General features: G+C 73.2%; 9 protein-coding genes. 2 read left to right on the forward strand and 7 right to left on the reverse strand.

All coding sequences use genetic code 11. The features are described from left to right. Positions 1 to 71: 71 nt before the first annotated feature. Entirely contained in the window at positions 72 to 4,958 is a 4,887-nt protein-coding gene (locus O7631_RS09730; protein WP_278143947.1) for a permease, read from the reverse strand. A gap of 150 nt (positions 4,959 to 5,108) precedes the next feature. Then, a complete protein-coding gene (locus tag O7631_RS09735; RefSeq protein ID WP_278143948.1) occupies positions 5,109 to 6,536 on the reverse strand; it encodes a UDP-glucose/GDP-mannose dehydrogenase family protein in 1,428 nt (475 codons plus the stop codon). A 250-nt stretch (positions 6,537 to 6,786) separates the two neighbouring features. On the opposite strand from O7631_RS09735, the gene O7631_RS09740 reads away from it, so the two are divergent. Then, a complete protein-coding gene (locus tag O7631_RS09740; protein WP_278143949.1) occupies positions 6,787 to 7,956 on the forward strand; it encodes an acyl-CoA dehydrogenase family protein in 1,170 nt (389 codons plus the stop codon). A gap of 156 nt (positions 7,957 to 8,112) precedes the next feature. On the opposite strand, the gene O7631_RS09745 is transcribed toward O7631_RS09740, so the two are convergent. From O7631_RS09745 to O7631_RS09765, 5 genes are read right to left on the reverse strand one after another with little or no spacing between them, the layout of a single operon-like run. Next, positions 8,113 to 8,727, reverse strand: coding sequence for a hypothetical protein (locus O7631_RS09745; RefSeq protein ID WP_278143950.1), 615 nt, complete (start codon positions 8,725 to 8,727; stop codon positions 8,113 to 8,115). Further along, positions 8,724 to 10,115 carry a hypothetical protein gene (locus O7631_RS09750; RefSeq protein WP_278143951.1) on the reverse strand — a complete coding sequence of 464 codons (1,392 nt, stop codon included), beginning with the start codon at positions 10,113 to 10,115 and terminating at the stop codon, positions 8,724 to 8,726. The genes O7631_RS09745 and O7631_RS09750 overlap by 4 nt, the downstream gene beginning before the upstream one ends. Next, complete coding sequence (locus O7631_RS09755; RefSeq protein WP_278147898.1) at positions 10,112 to 10,912, reverse strand: ABC transporter ATP-binding protein; 801 nt, start codon at positions 10,910 to 10,912, stop codon at positions 10,112 to 10,114. Before O7631_RS09755 ends, O7631_RS09750 begins: the two co-directional genes overlap by 4 nt. A 20-nt stretch (positions 10,913 to 10,932) precedes the next feature. Next, the gene (locus O7631_RS09760; RefSeq protein ID WP_278143952.1) at positions 10,933 to 11,730 is read right to left on the reverse strand and encodes a zf-HC2 domain-containing protein; all 798 of its coding nucleotides are present in this window, start codon (positions 11,728 to 11,730) and stop codon (positions 10,933 to 10,935) included. Further along, entirely contained in the window at positions 11,727 to 12,281 is a 555-nt protein-coding gene (locus O7631_RS09765; protein WP_269681070.1) for an RNA polymerase sigma factor, read from the reverse strand. The genes O7631_RS09760 and O7631_RS09765 overlap by 4 nt, the downstream gene beginning before the upstream one ends. Before the next feature lie 336 nt (positions 12,282 to 12,617). Between O7631_RS09765 and O7631_RS09770 the strand changes: the two genes are divergently transcribed. Beyond that, on the forward strand, positions 12,618 to 13,838 hold the full coding sequence (locus O7631_RS09770) for a multidrug effflux MFS transporter (protein WP_278147899.1): 1,221 nt from the start codon (positions 12,618 to 12,620) through the stop codon (positions 13,836 to 13,838). Positions 13,839 to 13,864 lie beyond the last annotated feature (26 nt).

Raw genomic sequence — 13,864 nt, forward strand, 5'->3', positions numbered from 1 at the left:
CGGCCGGCCCGCGAACCGCGCCCGCTCAGCCTGCGTCGTCACCCACCCCGCCGTGACCCTCCGGTCTCATCTCATCTCATGCCGCGCAGCGCCGTCTGTAGGCGTTCCTGGGCGCGGCGGCGGCGTTCGTTGCTCGCCCCGAGCACGAGCAGCAGGATGCCGACCGGGATGAGCGCCAGCCACGGGCCGAGGCTCACCAGCGCGTGGATCGCGGTGATCGCGGTGACCGTCGCGCCGACGATCACCGGGGCCTGCTGCCGGGTGGACGAGCCGAAGATCAGCACCGCGACCGCGCCGAGCAGCAACAGCATCTGCCGCAGGGTGCTGGACTCGGTGGCCAGCACGATGGCCAGGGTCGGGACGAAGGCGGTGACCAGCGCCGGCCCGTACGCCACCCAGCTGCTCAGATCGGGTCGATGACGCAGTTCGAGGACTCCGACGAGCAGGGCCAGTGCGGCGAACGGCAACGTGTATGCCTCGGGCAGCGCGACGTCGGCGACCCGCATCAGGATCCACCAGGCGGTGATCTCGCAGACCACCACCGCCCAGAACAGGATCCGGCGTTCCACCGGCCGGCGACCGGGCCGGGTCGCTGCCACGCCGAGCACCGCGCCCCAGGCGGCCAGCAGGGCGGCGATGTGTCGGGGCGAGTCGAAGGCGAGGGCCAGGGCGATGAGCGCGGCGGCGTAGCCGCTCCACTGCACCGTGGAGGCTTCCCGCTGCGCCTCGGGTTGCCGCAGCCGGGGCAGGACCGCGGCGAACACCTGGAGGACCGCACCGACCGCGAGCACCCCGAACGCGGACCAGACCGGGGCCAGCCCGGCGACCAGGCCGGCGGTGAGCACGAAGAGTTGCGCCATCAGCGACGCGAAGAGCCAACCGAGGATGCGGGCCCGCTGGGTGGTGCCGAACAGGGCCGCCACCACGCCCACGCCGACCGCACCGCCCAGGGTGAACAGGGTCAGTTCCCGGGCGGCGAGGCTCCCGGCGAGCCCGGCGCCGCCGGCGGCCAACCCGATGACGAACACCAGGACCCGGGCCAGCCGCAGCGAGCGGGCCCGTTCGGCCAGCGGCGGCGGTGGGGTCAACGCGAGGCCGAGCATCGCGATGGTGAAGACGGAGAGCGCGGCGAGAGTGCTCGCCGGCCAGCCGCTGCCCAACGCGATAGGCGTGATCAACAGCGTGACGGCGGCACCGGGGAGCACCACCGGCACGGCTCGGGAGCGTCGTCCACCGCTGAAGCCGGTGGCCGCGAGCGCGGCGGTCGCGGTGAGCAGCAGCGCGGTCAGCACGTGGGTGGGGTCGACCACGTCCGGGGGCGGGGTGAGCAGCTCCGGCGGCGGGCCGTCCCAGATTCGGCTCAGTGTGCGGTGCGGCTCGACCAGCGCGGCGACCAGCGCGGGAGCGATCGAGGCGAGGGCCAGGGCGGTCGGGAGGGCCGCAGCGGCCAGCGCGCCGGCTGCCGGGTTGAAACGCCACCGCCGTCGTTCCGGGTCGTCCGGCAGCCGGCGTAGGGCCCCGTCGAGGCGTACCGCCCAACGCCGGACCGGTTGGGCGGCGCCGGTGGGCGGCACGGTGGCCGCTCGGATCAGCTCGGCCAGCACGCCGAGCAGTGCCGCGGCGGCCGCGTAGACACCTGCGGCGAGGCCGGTGGGGATCGCGGCGAGGGCACTGATGGTGGCCCCGCCGACCACGGCGGCGCTGACCCAGGGCAGGTATTGCGGCACCTGCCGGCGGACCGCCGCCACGGCGGCCAGGCCGAGGCTGGACGCGGCCAGCGCCGCGGTCAGCACCACCTGCGCCGAGTGTTCGAACTCGGCGGCCAGCGCCGCCACCGCACCGGGAAGGGCCAGCAGCGCCGCGCCGAGGGCCGCACCACCGATCTGTGCCAGGTGCGGTGGCATCCCCTCGGTGTCGATGTCGGTCACCTGCGGGCCGGCCAGGACGCGTGCCAACGTGGCCACCACCACGCCGATGAGCGCGATGCTGCCCAGGGCCAGCGCTGTGGTCCACGGCCGGACCAGGCCGGCTCCGGCGGCGTGCAACGCGACCACTCCGGCCACCGTGGCCCGGGACAGCCCCGCGCGGGCCTCCTCGGTGGCGACCGCGGCGATCCCGAACACTGTGGCGACCATGCCGCCGACCAGGACCGGCGACCACCAGGCCAGGTCGAACGCGGCGGGTGCGCCGATCGTGGCGAGCACCGCCGCCACGCCGGACGCGTCCCAGCGCCAGGGCGGCGGGAGCAGGATGCCGGCGGCGAGGGCCAACAGCGCCAACGCGACGGGCGCCTGCCAGGTCGAGCCGCCGACGGGAGCGGCGGGCCAGCCGCTCAGGTCACCCCTCCAGATGGGGCCGGGGGTGGCGAGTACGCCGACCCCGCCGCGCACCGCCGACCAGCCGGCGAGTACGCCGATGAGGAGGCCGCCGACGGCGAGGCCGAGGATCGGCCCACGTCGCCACTCCTCCGGCATGCTGCGCGCGCCGACCGCGACGACCAGGACGAGGGCGGCGGCCACCGCCAACTGCCCGCCCGGTGCGAGCACCGCTCCGATCCGCACCAGTGTGGCGACCAGCGCGGTGGTGACCGCGGCGGCGGCCAGGTCGGAACCGTCGAGGGTGAGGTCGGCGCGACGGCCGGCGTCGATGGAGGGGGCCAGGAAGAGCAGCACCGCCGCGACCAGCAGAAGCGCACCGACCCAGGCGTCGGCGACGGTGGCGCCGGGCGCGCCGAACGCGGCGGCGGTGACGAGCAGCGCGCCCAGCCCGGTGCCGACCGACAGCGGCGCGGGGATGCGGCGCTGGGAGACCTGCACGATGGCGGCGTAGCCGAGAGTCACGCAGACGGCCAGGAAGCTGGCCGCCAGGACCGGGACGGTCACCTCCCGGAGACTTGCCGGGGTGGGAGTCGGGTCGACCGGCATGGTGGCGGTCACGAACGCGGCCACCGCTCCGGGCAACGCGAACGCGGCACCACCGGCGGCCCAGGCGGTGACCGTGTCGGAGGCCGCCGAGGCGATCCGGATCCGGGGTGCCAACGCGAGCAGGGTGCCGGCCACGAACAGGGTGAGCAGGACGGCGGCGGTGAGGGTGGGGCGGCTGAGACTGGCACCGGCACCGAAGAGGCCCACCACCGCCGCGCCGACGGAGTGTGCCACCGCGGCGCGGTCGGTGCGGGCGGAGAGCCCGATGACACCGATGCCGATCGAGGTGACCACCATCGGCCAGGGGGCCGCCGCCCACCCGAGACCCAACGAGGCCGGGACGGCGAGCGCGGTCAGGGCCGCGCCGGCGACCGCGAACTCGCGGCGGATCTCCGGAGGCAGCGCCAGCACCGCGGCGATGGTGAGCAGGAACGCGGCACCCGCGAGCTGCCAGGTGGTCGGGCCGACCGCCGCCGCGAGTTCGGACGGGTAACGGTCGAGGTCGGCACCCCAGGCGGGCAGCGCCGCCCGGACCGGCGCGACCCCGGCGCGTAGTGCGCCACCGGCGACGACCAGGCCGCTGACCGTCAACGCCACCGCCGAGGCGATCTGCGGCCCACGGCGGGCGGCCTCGGGGACCGCGCGGACCGCCAGCCCGGTCACCGTGATGACCAGCGCGATCAGCAGCAGCGCCCGGCCGGGCAGCGCCACCGAGACGATTCGGCTGAGCGCACCGATCACGGCCAGGGTGACGATGCCGGCCGCGACGTCGGGCAACGGCGGTCGACGCAGCACCAGCGCGCCCGCCAGCCCGACCGTGGCGGCCAGCAGCAGCACCATCCCGGCGCCGGTGGCCGTCGGCACGGTCTGTGCCCGCAGCAGGGCGGTGACCGCGTACGCCAGGGCGACGGCGACCGCCACCGCGTGCAGCAACCAGGTCAGCTCACGAAGCCCGGGCACCGGGCGGGCGGGCCGAGGCTCGGCGGAGCCCGCATCGGCGTCGATCAGCTCGGCGGCCTCCTCCGGGTCGCCCTCCGGCCGGCTCTCGGCGTTGCGTTGCCGGGGCGGCGACGCGGCGTCCGGCAGTGGCACGTCCTGCCGGACGGGGCGTTCCATGACCACGCCGGAGCGGGCCAGCCAGAGGTCGACGAGGGCGACCAGGGCCAGCACCAGCGCCCAGCCGCCCGGGCCGGTGATCCGGTCGTACGCGAGCAACGGCAGCACCGGCTGTGCGGCGAGCACTGTGGCGAAGCGGGGCGCGCGTAGGCCCGTCCAGCCGGCGTACCCGAATGCGACGCCCGCGGTGACCGCGAAGATCACCCCGCTGAAGACGGTGGCGGAGACGCCGCCGGTGCCGATCCGGTCCACCGCCCAGAGGGCGTTACCGGCGAGTGGCACGAGGAGGAGGCCGACCGCGGCGATGGTCTCGGCGGTCGAGGTGAGCCCGCGCCGGGCCAGCACCGGCGGTGCGAGCAGCATCAGCACGGTCGCCAGGAGCAGGATGCCGAGCCGGGCCACGGCGTCCATCGAGCTGGTCGCCACGGCGGCGAAGACCACAGCGGCCACGCCGAGCAGCAGCGCACCCAGCCCGAGGGGGATGTTCTGCACCTCGCGCGACGAGGCCTCCGGCGGGTGCTCCGGGTCGTCCGCGTCGAGCCATCGGGGCGGCGGTGGCGGGTCGTCCGGAGTCGGCGGGGTGTTCTGGCGGGGCACCCGGGGAGGCGCGCCGGTGGTGGCGGTCGGTGGCCGCCGGCCGGGGCGGCGGCGCAGCACCCGACGGGGTCGGGTGGCCTGCTTGACCCGCTCCTCGCCGGCGTGGGCGAGGATGTCCCGCTGGAAGAGCGCGGCCTGCATCTTGGCGGCGATCTGCCGTTGCTCACGGGCGATGGCGGCGTCGCGCGCCTTCATCTCCGCTATGGAACGCTCGATGTCCGCCAGGTGTTCGACCCACTGTGGCTGGTCGGCCCCACAGTGCGGGCATCGGACGGCCGGCTTGATCTCCCGGCCGCACGAGGAGCATTGAAAGGTCGCCACGACACCCCTCCACCCGCACTGTGGACTCCCACTGTCGCAGCATGCCCAAAGCTGGCGCGGATTTCGACTCTTGTCGGCGGGTCCGGGGCAAACAACGCCACCGGCCGGCCCCCGAGATGCTCGGTGGCCGGCCGGTCGAAGCGCGTTCGGTCAGGGGCGACCCATGCCCCGGTACTCCCAGCCGGCCTGGGTCCACAGTGCCGAATCCAGGCAGTTGCGGCCGTCGACCACCTTGCGCCCGTTGACCAGTTCGCCGAGGGCGACCGGGTCGGCGTTGCGGAAGTCGGCCCACTCGGTGAGGACGCAGACCAGGTCGGCGCCGGTGACCGCCTCGTTGATGCCGTTCTCGTAGGTCAGCTCGGGGACCGCGCGGCGGGCGTTGTCGGCGCCCTGCGGGTCGTACACGTGCACGTCGGCGCCGGCCTTGTGCAGCAGCGCGGCGACGGCGAGCGCCGGCGCGTCGCGGACGTCGTCGGTGTTGGGCTTGAAGGTGGCGCCGAGCACGGCGATCCGGGTGCCGGAGAAGTCCGGCCCGGCCGGCCCGGAGCGGCGGCCGAGCAGATCCGCGGCGAGGTTCAGCACCCGGGTACGACGGCGCAGGTTGATCAGGTCGACCTCGTGCAGGAAACGCAGCGCCTCGCCGGCGCCCAACTCCTGGGCCCGGGCCTGGAACGCCCGGATGTCCTTCGGCAGGCAGGCGCCGCCGAAGCCGAGGCCGGCCTGGAGGAACCGGTTGCCGATGCGCGGGTCGTAGCCGATCGCGCGGGCCAGTTGGGTGACGTCGCCGCCGGAGGCCTCGCAGACCTCGGCCATGGCGTTGATGAAGGAGATCTTGGTGGCCAGGAAGGCGTTCGCGGCGACCTTGACCAGCTCGGCGGTGGCGAAGTCGGTGACCACCAGGGGCACCTCGCGGTCCTCGGTGGCGGCCAGGTCGAACACGCCCTTGTGCGCGGCGTAGAGCATGCCGTTGGCCCACTCGCTCTTCACGCCCACGACGATCCGGTTGGGGCGCAGGACGTCGTCGACGGCGAAGCCCTCCTGGAGGAACTCGGGGCTCCACGCCACCTCGACGCCGAGGTCGTCGGGGGTGTGCTTGCCGACGAGCTGCTCCACCCACTCGGCCGTGCCGACCGGCACGGTGGACTTGCCGACGATCAGGGCCTTGCGGGTCAGGTGCTGCGCGAGGCTGGTGACCGACGCCTCGACGTACGACAGGTCGGCGCCCATCCCGTCGGCCCGCTGGGGGGTGCCGACGCAGATGAAGTGCACGTCACCGAAGTCGGCGGTCTCGGCGATGTCGGTGCTGAACCGCAGGCGTCCGGCGGCGAGGTTGCGCCGGAGCAGCTCGTCCAGGCCGGGCTCGTGGATCGGCACCTGACCGGCGTTCAGCATCGCGATCTTGTCCGCGTCGACGTCGAACCCGAGCACGTCGTAGCCCAGCTCGGCGTAGCAGATGGCGTACGTCGCACCGAGGTAGCCGGTCCCCAGGAACGTCACCCGCGGCCGAGGCGCGCCCGAGGGCGGTGTCACCGCGGCGATGGCGGGGGTCGGCTGGATGGTGGGGTAGGGGATCGTCACGCCTGTCTTCTCCGCTCGCACTGGCGGCGCGTCGTCGCGTCGCATTCCGCTGCGGCGCCTGGGCGGGGCACCGGAGGGTGGCTCACTGTCTGCCCTCCATCATTGCCCAGCGGCGTGGGTGCACCCTCATGCCCATGCCTACGCGCCGGTAACATCTCCTGAACTGCAGTCGCTAGTCTTCAGTCTGCTCGGTCAGCGGTCCGGAGTCGTCACAGACTGCGCATGATAGCGGTGAAGGGGAGGGGCCGACATGGCCGCAGGGGAGTCGTTCGACGTCTACCGGTTGCCCGATGAGCACCAGGCGATCCGGGACGCGGTCCGGGAGGTCTGCGCGGCGAAGGTGGCCCCGCACGCCGCCGAGGCCGACGAGACCGGGGAGTTTCCCAAGGCGTCCTACGACGCGCTGCGGGCGGCCGACTTCCACGCCCCCCACATCCCCGAGGAGTACGGCGGGGCGGGCGCGGACGCGCTGGCCACCGCGATCGTGATCGAGGAGGTCGCCCGAGCCTGCGCGTCCTCCTCGCTGATCCCGGCGGTGAACAAACTTGGCACGATGCCGTTGCTGTTGTCCGGTTCCGAGGAGATCAAGCGCCGCTATCTGACGCCGGTCGCGGCGGGTGAGGCCATGTTCTCGTACTGCCTCTCCGAGCCGGAGGCGGGTAGCGACGCGGCGTCGATGACCACCCGGGCGGTGCGTGACGGGGATCACTGGGTGCTCAACGGCGTGAAGCGCTGGATCACCAACGCCGGCGTGTCGGAGTTCTACACCGTCTTCGCCGTCACCGACCCGTCCGCGCGGTCCCGGGGCATCTCGGCCTTCGTGGTCGAGAAGTCCGACGCCGGGGTGAGCTTCGGCGCGCCGGAGAAGAAGCTCGGCATCAAGGGCTCGCCGACCCGCGAGGTCTACCTCGACAACGTGCGGATCCCCGCCGACCGGATGATCGGCGCGGAGGGCACCGGCTTCGCCACCGCGATGAAGACCCTGGACCACACCCGCGTCACCATCGCCGCGCAGGCCGTCGGGATCGCGCAGGGCGCGCTCGACTACGCCAAGGGGTACGTGACGGAGCGCCGGCAGTTCGGCAAGGCGGTCGCCGAGTTCCAGGGCATCCAGTTCATGCTCGCCGACATGGGCATGAAGCTGGAGGCGGCCCGGCAGCTCACGTACGCGGCCGCCGGCAAGTCCGAGCGGGGCGACGCGGACCTGACCTACTTCGGCGCGGCGGCCAAGTGTTTCGCCTCGGACGCCGCCATGGAGATCACCACGGACGCGGTGCAGTTGCTCGGTGGCTACGGCTACACCCGGGACTACCCGGTCGAGCGGATGATGCGGGACGCCAAGATCACCCAGATCTACGAGGGCACCAACCAGGTGCAGCGCATCGTCATGGCCCGGCAGTTGCTGGCCGGCGTCGTCTAGGGCGCACCCCGCGCCCAGGTGTCCCGCCCCGCCCCAAGATCCGCGCAACTTCCCGGATGGTGCTGCCTCGGCAACGCTGGAGGCAGCAACATCCCTGCTCTTGCGCGGATCTTGGGCGAGCACGGGGCGCGGGCGGCCGCTACGTACGGTGGTACGTCACCGGTCCGGGGCCGTCTCGCTGGCGGGTCGGAGCGGGCCGCCACGCAGCGCGTACGCCAGCAGACCGGCCACGGCCAGCACGGTGGCGCAGGCGGTGGCAGCCGTGGTGCCGGCGGGCTGGGTCAACCAGCTGGCGACCTGGACCCGCACGTCACTGCTCGGCCCCAGGAACGGCAGGACCGCGATGAGGGTCCAGGTGAGCGGGGCGATCCAGGACAGCGCGGCGCCGAACAGGGCGGTGCCGAGCGCGGTCAGCCCGAGCAGGCCGGCGGTGTTGCGCAGCACGAGGGCGAGCGGCTCGTACCGCACGTCGGTGAGTGCGCTGAGCGACAGCAGGGCGGTGATCACGGCGGCGGCGAGGAGCAGGTGCCCGGCACGGCGTAACGGCCAGTTGACCGACCCGGTGTGGTCGAGGGCGTCGTCGGCGCCGTTGAGGGTGGCCCCGAACGCGACCACCGCCAGCATGATGGTGAGGCTGGCCGTACGGGCGTTGATCGTCGTCGAGGTCGTCCAGGTCGACGACATCACCCACGCCAGCACGATCACGGCGGTCGCGACACCCAGGGCGAGGGGCACCCCACGGGAGCGCAGGTACAGCTGGAGCCATCTCACGGCTTGTCCTCGGGCAGGAGCGCCAGCAGGGCGTCGTAGCGGCAGTCCAGCGCTGCCTCCCGTGCCGCCGCCATCCGTTGCCGCTGTTCGGCCTGCGGCAGGCTCACCAGCGCCTGGTAGGCACGTTGTGCCCGCTCGGCGTCCGCGCGATCCCACCAGGACTCCAGTGTCGGTGGCTGGTCGGTCAACCAGGCGGCGGCGACTATCCGGGCGAGGGGCTCGTCGTCCCGCTCCGACCCTTCGCCGCACTCCTGCTGCCAGGCGGCCCGGAGCAGGAACGGCCGGAAGTAGTCGTCGGACAGGTCGGCGCCTCCGGAGCTGGTGATCGTCGGGGCTTCGAAGACGACAGTGTCGGCGGGGTGCCGGGGCGGTGACAGGTCGGGTGAGAGTTGCGCCCAGTAGGCGACCTGTCGGGTCTCCACCGCCCGGACCGGGGCATTGGGTAGCTTCGCCGCCATCACGGCCAGGGCCTCCCGGGCCGGGCCGACGACGTCGGGCAGCACCCCGGCGTGTGCGCGGGTCACGCAGACCTGCGGGCCGTCGTTGTCGCAGACCAGCTCGACGGCGACCGGGTCGGCGGCGACCGCGCCGCGCGTTCCGCCCACGGGCAGCAGCGGCACGGTGACGGCGGCGCCGAGCACTGCGGGGAGCACTGCCAGCGCGATGGCCCGACGCCGGACCGCGCCCAGGAGCAGTAGCCCGGTGGCGGCGAGGGACACCAGCCACACCATCTGGAGCAGGCTGACCCGGTTGACGACCGTCTGGAAGTCGTCCACGCCGCCGCTGAAGACCGGGATGAGCAGCACCGCCGACGGTTCCGGCCGGGACCTGGTCAGAGTCGAGGCGGTGTCAACCATCATGACCAGGTCCGGTACCAACCCCACCAGGACGAAACCAGCCACGGCGAGAACGGGTGCGGTGATCAACCGGGGCACGGCCCGGCCAGCCGCCATGCCCAGCCAGGCCGCGGCGACCAACGCCGGGACGCCGACCGCTGTCACGACGATCGCGGCGACCGGGAAGTACGCCGACGTCCGCACCACCCACCCGGCCGCGATGAGGAACACCAGGAGGTACGCGGTCACCACCGAGATCGCGAGAGCGCCGGCGGTCGGGCCGACGCGTTGCCACCGTGGCCGGACGGTGCTGGCGAACAACTCGTCGACCCGGCAACGGGCGTCGCGGCGGCCCAGCAACGCCCCGCCGGCCAGCGCGAGTGGCAGCAGCACCATCAGCATCGTCCGGGTGGTGACGGCCAGTTGCATCCAGCGCCCGGCGAAGAACTGGGTGGCGGTGAGCAGCAGCACCGTGCCGGTCACCAGCATCAGCAGGGCGATCGCCACCGCCGCCGAGCGGCGTAGTTCGATGCGCATAATTCGTCCGGTCACGCCGACACCCGCCCACGGTAGGCCCGCAGCACCGACGAGTAGCCGCGTTCGGTGGCGCTGTCGCCGGCGTCGTCGGCGCCGCCCTGCTCGGCCAGCTCACCGGTGCTGCCCTGCCACACCAGCCGGCCCTCGCTCACCAGCACCACGTCGGTGCAGGCCACGGCGACGTCCTCGACGAGGTGGGTGGAGACGAGTACGCAGCTGTCCAGGCCGATCTCCCGCAGCAGCTCACGGAAGTCCAGGCGTTGCTCCGGGTCCAGACCGACCGTCGGCTCATCGAGCAACAGCACCGCCGGGTCGTTGACGATCGCCTGGGCGATGCCGGCGCGGCGCAGCATCCCGCCGGACAGCGTCTTCATCCGGGAGTCGGCGCGGTCGGCCAGACCCACCCGTTCGATGGCCCGTTGCACCGCACCTGGGATGACCGATTTCGGCATCTCCTTGAGCCAGGCCAGGTACTCGACGAACTCCCGGACCGTGAAACGCGGGTAGAAGCCGAAGTGCTGCGGCAGGTAGCCCAGGCCACGTCGTACCCGGCGCAGGTCCGCGCCGGCGGTGACGTCCTCGCCGAGCAGTGTGAGTCGACCGGCGGACGGCTTCACCACTGTGGCCAGGGCCCGCATCAACGTCGTCTTACCGGCGCCGTTGGGGCCGAGCAGCCCGTGTACGCCGATGCCCAACGCCAGGTCCAGACCGTTGACCGCCAGGTGCCGGCCGGCCTTCACCTGCAACGTCTCGGCGTGCACGGACCACGGGTAGGTGGACGGCGCGGTCTCCGCCACGCTGACCGTACGCATCATCATGTCTCCGTATCTCGTCATCGGAACGTGCTGGTGGGTAGCTGCGACCGCCATCGGGCCTGGACGAGGACCACGGCCAGCAACAGCACCGTGATGAGCGCCCAACCGGTCAGGCTGCTGCCCGCGAGGACGGCCGGGAGGCGCCCGCCGACCAGGCTCGGGGCCACCACACCCACGGACCAGGTGAGCGCCAACGTGAGTGCGGCCCGGTCGATCCCGACCACGGTGCCGAGCGCCAACGCCCCGGCGGTGAAGCCCAGGGCCGGCAGCAACCAGAGACCGGGGGAGTGCCCGGTGCCCCAGCCGGCCACCGCCAGCACCGGCAGGACCGTGAGCAGCACCCCCAACGTGCGGCGCATGAGGAGCGGCAGGCCGGTACGGGGTGTGGTGGCCGCCAACTCCCAGGCCGGGTCGACGCGCCGGCTCCAGACGGCGGCCACCGGCAGCAGCGGTGCGACCGGTGCGACAAGCAGCACCAGTGACGGCAGGGTGGCGAAGGTCTTCTCGAACAGGACCGCGGCCAGCATCAGCCCGGCGGCGGTGGCGAGCCACGGCAGGATCCGGGCGGCCACCCCGGTACGCCGTAGCCGCCGTCGTCGTACCGGCCCCGGACCGTTGGCGATCCCGGCGGCGACGGTGTCGGCCACCCGGTCGAGCAGGTCACGCGTGCCGGGGTCGACAGCAGCCGTCAGCAGCGCCCGGCAGTCGGCGCAGGTCTCCAGGTGCGCCTCCACCGCCCAGATGGTCGCGTCGTCGACGCCCACGCCGCCCGAGGCGTAGTGGGAGATGAGCGCGGGTGCGGGGTGAGTGGTCATGACAGCGCCTCCCGGAGTGCGATTCGGGCCCGTCGCGCCCGGGTCTTCACGGTTCCCTCCGGCATGCCGAGCAGCAGCGACGTCTCCCGGGCGGTCAGCCCGTCGAGGACCATCGCGCGGAGCACCTGTCGTAGCTCCGGGGGCAGCGCGTGCAGGGCCTTTTCGAGGTTGGCGTCCAACCCGCCGGCCAGCGCCTCCTCCTCGGCGGCCGGGGCGACCGTCTCGAAGGTCTGCACCGTCGGGATCCGCTCGCGTCGAGCCCGGTGGCGGAACGCGTCGACCAGCCGGTGAGCGGCGATCGTCCACAGCCAGCCGACGGCGCTGCCGGACGCGGAGGACGACTGCGCCTGACTGCCGGCCGACCGCCACACCGCCAGGTACGTCTCCTGCAACACCTCGGCCACCACGTCCTCGTCGGCGCAGCGCCGACGCAGGCGTGCGGTCAACCAGGGGGCGGTACGCCGGTACAGCGCGTCGAACGCGCGTCGGTCGCCCCGAGCGACCCGGCGGAGCAGTTCGCCCTCGTCGAGCCCGTCCAGACTTCGTCTCACGAAAGGCAAGACGACGCGTACCCCCGCTTCGGTTCTCGTTCTGCCGTGACCGCCGTCACACCCGGCATCCGTCGGCGTCGAACCGTCGGGGCGTGACACCCCACACACTGGGAACGCCGTACGCCTTCCGGGCGTTCACCTCCACCACGACCCCTGCTCGTCATGTCCGTCACCATGCCCGCTGCTCCCGCGGGTGCGGGGACGCCCCGCACCACGTGTGACGACACCCGCTTCCGCAGAGAGATCGAGATGATGAAGCAGTCCGTGGAAGAGACCGGAGCGGGCACCCTCACGGCAGAGCCGACGATCACCGAGGGCGTCCTGCCCGGCGATCTGATGACCAACCGTCAGCGGGTGCAACTCGTCCTCGTGCTGGGCGCGTTGATCGCGATCGGGCCGCTGACCATCGACATGTACCTCCCCGCACTCCCCGCCATCACGGCAGGTCTCCAGACCACCGAGACCGCTGTGCAGCTGACGCTGACCGGCACGCTCGTCGGTCTCGCCCTGGGTCAGCTGCTGATCGGCCCGCTCTCCGATGTGGTCGGACGGCGGATTCCGCTGCTGGCCGGGCTGGCCGCGCACATCGTCGCCTCCGTGCTGTGCGTCTTCGCGCCCACCATCGCGGTGCTCGGCACACTGCGGGTGCTCCAGGGGCTCGGCGTCGCGGCCGCCACAGTGGTCGCCACGGCCGTCGTCCGCGACCTGTTCAGCGGGGCGTCCTTCGCCCGGATCTTCTCGCGGTTGATGCTCGTCATGGGTCTCGCGCCGATCCTCGCGCCGACGCTGGGCAGCGGCCTGCTGCGCTGGACCGAGTGGCGGGGCGTCTTCGCGGCGCTGGCGGTGCTCGGCGCGCTGCTGATCGTCGTTGCCGCGCTCCGGCTCCAGGAGACCCTTCCGGTGACGCGTCGGCGGCACGGAGGGGTGGCTGCCACAGTGCGCGACTACCGGGGGCTGTTCAACGACCGGGCGTTCGTCGGCCTGGTGCTGGTCGCCGGGCTGGCGATGGCAGCCCTGTTCGCGTACGTCTCCGGGTCGTCCTTCGTCCTCCAGCAGGAGTACGGCCTCGACGAGCAGGAGTTCGGCCTGGCCTTCGGGGCCGGTGCGGTGGGCCTGATCGCGGCCACCCAGTTCAACGTTCGGCTGCTGCGCCGCTACACCCCGCAGCAGATCCTGGTCAGCGCCCTGATCGCCGGCACGGCGGCCGGGTTGCTGCTGGTCCTGTTCGCGGCGACCGGCTTCGGTGGTCTGGGCACCCTGCTCGCCGCGCTGTGGCTCGTGCTGGCCGCCGCCGGGCTGGCCCTACCGAACGCCCCGGCGTTGGCCATGAGCCGGCACAGCGAGGCGGCGGGCACCGCCGCGGCGCTGCTCGGCGCCGTACAGTTCGGCATCGGCGCGTTGTCCGCGCCGCTGGCCGGTCTGTTCGGCACCGGAAGCGTGCCGATGGCGATCGTCATCGCGGGCGGTATGGCCGCCGCCCTGGTGGTCATGCTCGTCGTCGTCCCCCGTGCCAGCCTCGGCACCGTCGACCCGGACCTCGCGGTCGCGGTGCACTAGGGCCGGGTTCTCGGTACGAGACAGCG

The organism is Micromonospora sp. WMMD967 (genome assembly GCF_029626165.1).
In the GTDB taxonomy this organism is placed as follows: Bacteria; Actinomycetota; Actinomycetes; order Mycobacteriales; family Micromonosporaceae; genus Micromonospora; species Micromonospora taraxaci.

Bases quoted from the DNA above. Each gene is read 5' to 3' on its own strand.
- O7631_RS09760 (WP_278143952.1), bottom strand. From the start codon at position 11,730: ATGACCACTCACCCCGCACCCGCGCTCATCTCCCACTACGCCTCGGGC.
- O7631_RS09740 (WP_278143949.1), top strand. From the start codon at position 6,787: ATGGCCGCAGGGGAGTCGTTCGACGTCTACCGGTTGCCCGATGAGCAC.
- O7631_RS09755 (WP_278147898.1), bottom strand. From the start codon at position 10,912: ATGCGTACGGTCAGCGTGGCGGAGACCGCGCCGTCCACCTACCCGTGG.
- O7631_RS09770 (WP_278147899.1), top strand. From the start codon at position 12,618: ATGACCAACCGTCAGCGGGTGCAACTCGTCCTCGTGCTGGGCGCGTTG.